Raw genomic sequence first — 5,572 nt, 5'->3', positions numbered from 1 at the left:
GGAACATCGGCGTGTGCGTCATGTCGTAGTCGCTGCGATAGGTGCGGCCCGGCACGATGATGCGATAGGGCGGCGGCCCGCCGCGCATGGTGCGCACCTGCACTGGCGAGGTATGCGTGCGCAGCACCATCTGCTCGCCATCGGCGCCGCGATTGGGCAGATAGAAAGTGTCCTGCATCTGCCGCGCCGGATGCTCGGGCGGAATGTTCAGCGCGGTGAAATTGTGGAAGTCATCCTCGATATCCGGACCTTCGGCGATGCTGAAGCCCATCGCGGCGAAGATCTCGGTGATCTCGTCGATCACCTGGCTGACCGGATGGATGCGGCCCTGCTGTTCAGCGCTGTCGTTCAGCGGCAGCGTCATGTCGAGCGTTTCGGCCTTCAGCCGCGCATCGATCGCGGCATCGCCCAGCGTGGCCTTGCGGGAGTCGATGGCAGCCGTAAGGCTGTTCTTCACTTCATTCAGGGTCTGCGCGCGCGCCTTGCGGTCATCGGGCGCCAGCGTGCCGAGTTCCTTCAAGGCGGCCGACAGCCAGCCCTTCTTGCCGAGCACCGCAAGGCGGGCCTCTTCCAGGGCATCCAGAGTCTGGGCGGCGGCAATGGCGCCTTCGGTTTCGGCAGCCAGCCTGGCGATCTCGGTCATGCTTCCTCTTTACTGCTCAACTATAAGCCGGCGACGCGACAGCGGTGTTGCAGACAAAACAAAGGGGGCCGTCATGACGGCCCCCTTCGCAAACAGTCGCTTATCTTAGAACTGCGAGTGCGGGCCGATCAGGCCGCCGCGGCAGGCAGGGCCGCTTTGGCCTGCGCCACCAGGGCGTTGAAGGACTCGGGCTCGTGGACGGCGAGATCAGCCAGAACCTTGCGGTCGATCTCGATGCCGGCGAGCGCGAGGCCGTTGATAAATCGGCCGTAGGTCAGACCCTGCTCGCGGGCCGCAGCGTTGATGCGCTGGATCCAGAGCGAGCGGAAGTTGCGCTTCTTGGCGCGACGGTCGCGGAATGCATACTGCAGTCCCTTTTCGACCTTTTCGATCGCGACGCGGAAGACGGTGGAATTGCGGCCACGGTAGCCCTTGGCGAGCTTCAGGACCTTCTTGTGGCGGGCATGGGCGGTAACGCCCCGCTTAACACGTGCCATGTCAGTATCTCCTCAGCTCAGGCGTTGGGCAGGTAGTTCTTCAGGATCTTGCGCGCATCACCCTCGACCATCACGGCGGTGCCGCGATGATTCCGGATCTGCTTGTTGGTGCGCTTGATCATGCCGTGACGCTTGCCCGCATGGGCCCGCTTCACCTTGCCGGTCGCCGTGAGCTTGAAGCGCTTTTTGGCCGAGCTCTTGGTCTTCAACTTGGGCATTTCATAACCTCCGAAGGTATGGAGTGATCTTCAAGGCGAACTCGGCAGCCCTTCCGGCCGGAACGCCCGATACGAGCGCGCGGTTTTAGCGGCCAATCCCGGGGATTGCAAGGCGCATTGCCGGCCCGGCCGCAGATGGATTTCGCTGTGGTTTTCCGGCCTCAGCGGCTGTTAACCGGTCAGGCCGCCCGCCGGGGGCCGCACCGCGCCCTACGGGGGCAGGTTTCCGTTACGGAAAGGGCCTAAATCCCGGTCACCCGGGCAGGCCGAGTCCCGCCCTGCCCGCCGGGTCACCCCGTTAACCATTTCCGAGTCGTCTGCTCAGACAGCCGTTTCACCCGTCCGGCGCGCAGCCCGGCCGCGGCGGCGCAGCCGGCAGGCGATAGCACGGAAAAGACTCCGGAATCTGCGCCCATGGCCTTGAAAAACAACGCTCTTGTCACCATGTGACTGATCGAGGGCAGGTATGAAAAAACGGCATTTTTGGCTGCTTTTACATGATTGTCGCACCATGAGGTTTCGCGCTTGCAAAACAGGGAACGGCCGCTAGTATCACGCGGGTTCGCGGTACCCCGCCGGACGCCGCCGTACCTCATGATCCTGGCTTCCGTGACATGACCCCCCGTTCGCCGCCGCGCTTCTGGCGCTGCCGGACCGGGACGAACTGTCACTCTAAACCAGTTTCACGGTGCCCGGTCTTTTAGTGGTAACCTGCCGCGTAACTGAACCTTTGCAGGCCGATGTTGAACAGCAATCAATTCTCCTCGCTCGATCTCGTTGAACCCATTCAGCGTGCCCTGACGGCTGAAAAGCACGTCGCGCCAACGCCGATCCAGGCGAAAGCGATCCCACATCTGCTTCAGGGCCGTGATCTGCTCGGGCAGGCGGAAGCCGGTGCTGGCAAGACCGTCGCCTTCACCCTGCCCATCCTGCAGCACCTGTCCATCGACCGTCATCCGGCCGGCCCGCGCAAGGTGCGCGCGCTGATCCTGACCACGTCGCGTGAGCGCGTGCAGCATATCCAGGAAAGCTTCCGCGCCTACGGCCGCTTCGTCCGGCTGAGCCAGGTCACGGTTTACGAAGGCCCCGGCAAGGCAGCCCAGGCCCAGGCGCTGTCGCGCGGCATCGACATCCTGATCGGCACGCCCGGCCGCGTGGTCGAGTTGATCAATGCCGGCCAGCTGGAGCTGAACAAGCTCGAGATCATGGTGCTGGACGAGACCGACCGCATGCTGGAACTCGGCGTCACCAACGAGCTGCGCGCCATCTTCGAGGCCGCACCGACCGAGCGCCAGACCATCGTGTTTGCCACCACCCTGCCGGCCGAGATCAAGCAGCTGGCCGACAACCTGCTGACCGATCCGGTCACCGTGCTGGCCAACCCGCCGGCGCCGCGCCTGATCACCACCGCCCAGTCGGCCCGTATCCGCGACACCGAAGCCCGGCGTCGCGTGCGCGACCTGCTGCCGGAACGCATGGCCGGCCGCCGGTAAAACCGGCGCCACCGCCTGGCGATTCCAGGTTGACCGAAAGGTCAGGTAACCAAATCTAAAGTATACTCAAGCGCCCGCCCCTTCGGCGGGCGCTTGTTTTTGTGCGTCCCGTGATCCAGATTTTTCCACAGGGACAAGGCTGTAACCCGCGCCGGCAACAGAAAATCAACCATATCGGCGTTACAGCAGACTGTCCGAATCTGAATCTGGATACGACAGTGGTGGTGAAGGAGAACTCTGAGCAGTCCGAGGAAGTGACCTGGCGCGAGAAGCTGCGCGCCTGGTGGCATGGCGACGACTATGTCATGCAGCACACGCTCAAGGACTACGCCCCACAGCCCGTGGAGACGGAAGGCGAAGGCGTCGACGAGGCACCCAAGGAGGTCCCCAGCATCGACAGCTGGTCGCCGCGCCGCCGCCAGGTGGTGCAAAAGCTGTTCGGCGAAGGCTTCAACCAGCCGGGCGGCGAAGAGCTGATGAAACCGCTGGTCGCCCCGCTCGGCCTCAATCCCAACATGTCGATCACCGAACTGGGCAGCGGCATGGGCGGCATGACCCGCCTGATGGCCCGCGAGAATCTGTGGATCGATGCCTATGAGCCCGATCCGGAGCTGGCCGCCGCCTCGATCGACCTGGCCAAGAGCCAGGGCGTGAAGCAGCGCACCAATATCAAGGTCGGTTCGCTCGATGACATGAATTTCAAGCGCAAGAGCGTCGATGTCTTCCTGTCCAAGGACGGGCTGATGAGCGTGCAGGACAAACGCCTGCTGCTGGCCAAGCTGCGCGCGGCGATGAAGCCGAACGGCCAGCTGATGTTCACCGATTTCCTGCTGACCGGATCGACCGAAAGCCGCGTCTATGAAGTGTGGTGGGACCGCGAGCCGGTGAAGCCACATCTGCTGACGCCCGAAGGCCTGCAGGCCGAACTGGAAAGCCTGAATTTCATCATCTGCTACATGGAAGACGTCACCCATGAGCTGAAGTCCGCGGTGATCGAGTCCTTCGCCAACTATGCCGAGGAAGTGAAGCTGAAGGGCAAGGCGGTGGATGAGAACGAACGCGAATGGGCGATCTGCGAGGGCGAGCACTGGGCGATCCGCGTCAGCGCCATGGATGCCAACATCATCCGGCTGTATCGCGTGTTCTGCCGCGTGGTGGACTAGACTAAAGCTTCCTGAACATCAGGACGACCGCCGCCACGGCCGGCAGTCCGAACACCACCAGATGCACCAGCAGCTCGGCCTGCACCGAATAGCCGGCTTTCGTCACCCCGATATAGCCATTGTAGAACGACACCGCGGCCCAGACGGCTAAAAACAGCCGCGGGCCGTTGACGACCATGCGGCCGGCGCGAGCATTGAGCAGGCGGCCGATGAACCAGAAGGCGGCCAGCACCGCTAAGCCCAGCGCCGTCATCATCAGCATATGCATGGTGACATCTCCAGAATATTTGCCGCCATCATAGCAAAGAAAAAGGGCCGCATCGCTGCGGCCCTTTTCAAATCGTTCGACGCTGAAGCGTTCAGTGCAGCTTGGCCTTGACGTCGCCGATGGCGCGATCGATCTGCGCGGCGGCGGCGGCACCCTGCAGCGACTGGCCGAGCACCTGGGTCGCGGCAGCGATCGCCAGTTCCACGGCCGTGTCGCGAACTTCCTGCACCGCCTGCTTTTCGGCCTGGGCGATCCGGTCCTCGGCCTGCTTGCGGCGACGCTCCAGGCTGAGCTTCAGCTCGGCCTCGGTGTCCTTCAGCAGGGCCTTCGCCTCGGCTTCGGCCGCGGCGACGATCTCCTCGGCTTCCTTCAGGGCGTTGCGCTGCTTGCGCTGGTATTCGGCGAAGAGATGCTGCGCGTCCTGGTGCAGCTTCTCGGCCTCATCCAGGCCCTGCTTGATGCGGGCGCCACGCTCGTCGAGCTGCGCCAGCACCTTGCCCGGAACCTTCAGGTAGAAGATCAGGGCAAAGAACAGGACGAAGGCGACCAGAACCCAGAATGTCGGATCTTGGAACATATCTGACCTCCGGTCCTACGCGCTGCGCTTGGCGAGCGCCTGGGCAACGGCGGCTTCCACCGCGTCGTTGCTCGGCGCCGTGCCGCTCAGCCGGGCCACGACATCGGATGCCGCCTGCGCCGCGACCGATTGCAGCGAGGCGAGCGCCTGCTGCTTGGCCACGAGGATGCTGGCTTCCGCCGCCTTGGTCCGCTCGGTGATCTCGGCTTCGAGCTTGGCCCGCACCGCAGCCTGTTCGGCCGCGATCCGGGTCCGCGTCTCGCCGGCAATCGTCTGGGCCTTGGCCCGCGCGCTTGCCAGCGCCTGCTCGTAGTCGGCGATCGCCTTCTCGGTGTCGCGCTTCAGCCGGGCCGCTTCCTCGAGATCGTGTTCCAGGCGCTTGCGGCGCCCGTCCACAACCTCAGCCACGCGCGGCAGCGCCAGCTTTGCCATCAACAGATAGAGAATGGCAAAGCTGATCAGCAGCCAGACGAGCTGCGGCAGGAAAGTGGCTGTTTCGAGCTGAGGCATTTAACTCAGACGAACAGGATCAGCAGCGCGATCAGCAGCGCGAAGATGCCGAGCGCTTCGGTCACGGCGAAGCCCAGCATCAGGTTGCCGAACAGCTTCGGGGCAGCGCCCGGATTGCGCAGCGCGCCATTGAGGAAGTTCGCGAAGATCAGACCCACGCCGATCGCCGCGCCGCCCATGCCGATCGCCGCAATGCCGGCACC

The 5,572-nt window shown here is 63.9% G+C and carries 8 protein-coding genes and 1 pseudogene; 2 read left to right on the top strand and 7 right to left on the bottom strand.

Features of this window, described 5'->3' with window-relative positions; translation table 11 throughout:
• From AAG799_RS22135 to rpmI, 3 genes and pseudogenes are all read right to left on the bottom strand, one after another.
• Positions 1-643, bottom strand: a pseudogene (locus AAG799_RS22135) (phenylalanine--tRNA ligase subunit alpha); the annotation flags it as partial.
• 128 nt (positions 644-771) lie between these two features.
• Positions 772-1,140, bottom strand: a complete 369-nt coding sequence (rplT, locus tag AAG799_RS22130; protein WP_341899234.1) for a 50S ribosomal protein L20 — start codon at positions 1,138-1,140, stop codon at positions 772-774.
• Between the two features lie 17 nt (positions 1,141-1,157).
• Complete coding sequence (rpmI, locus tag AAG799_RS22125) at positions 1,158-1,358, bottom strand: 50S ribosomal protein L35 (RefSeq protein WP_341899232.1); 201 nt, start codon at positions 1,356-1,358, stop codon at positions 1,158-1,160.
• 740 nt (positions 1,359-2,098) lie between these two features.
• Here rpmI and AAG799_RS22120 point away from each other — a divergent pair.
• Positions 2,099-2,851, top strand: a complete 753-nt coding sequence (locus AAG799_RS22120; protein WP_341899230.1) for a DEAD/DEAH box helicase — start codon at positions 2,099-2,101, stop codon at positions 2,849-2,851.
• A gap of 224 nt (positions 2,852-3,075) precedes the next feature.
• Positions 3,076-4,014 (top strand): methyltransferase domain-containing protein, encoded by a 939-nt coding sequence (locus AAG799_RS22115; protein WP_341899228.1) that lies wholly within the window; start codon positions 3,076-3,078, stop codon positions 4,012-4,014.
• Position 4,015: 1 nt separating this feature from the next.
• Here the strand turns inward: AAG799_RS22115 and AAG799_RS22110 are convergent, their stop codons facing one another.
• From AAG799_RS22110 to AAG799_RS22095, 4 genes are all read right to left on the bottom strand, one after another.
• On the bottom strand, positions 4,016-4,282 hold the full coding sequence (locus AAG799_RS22110) for a hypothetical protein (RefSeq protein WP_341899227.1): 267 nt from the start codon (positions 4,280-4,282) through the stop codon (positions 4,016-4,018).
• A 91-nt stretch (positions 4,283-4,373) separates the two neighbouring features.
• A complete protein-coding gene (locus AAG799_RS22105) occupies positions 4,374-4,859 on the bottom strand; it encodes a F0F1 ATP synthase subunit B (protein ID WP_341899225.1) in 486 nt (161 codons plus the stop codon).
• Positions 4,860-4,874: 15 nt separating this feature from the next.
• Complete coding sequence (locus tag AAG799_RS22100) at positions 4,875-5,369, bottom strand: F0F1 ATP synthase subunit B' (RefSeq protein WP_341899222.1); 495 nt, start codon at positions 5,367-5,369, stop codon at positions 4,875-4,877.
• Between the two features lie 5 nt (positions 5,370-5,374).
• A partial coding sequence (locus AAG799_RS22095) for a F0F1 ATP synthase subunit C (RefSeq protein ID WP_341899220.1) occupies positions 5,375-5,572 on the bottom strand: 198 nt, incomplete at its 5' end.

Source organism: Ferrovibrio terrae, from assembly GCF_943371255.1.
GTDB lineage: Bacteria > Pseudomonadota > Alphaproteobacteria > Ferrovibrionales > Ferrovibrionaceae > Ferrovibrio > Ferrovibrio terrae_B.
The sequence above is the reverse complement of the archived record's forward strand: the minus strand, read 5'-3'. Positions and strand labels throughout refer to the sequence as shown.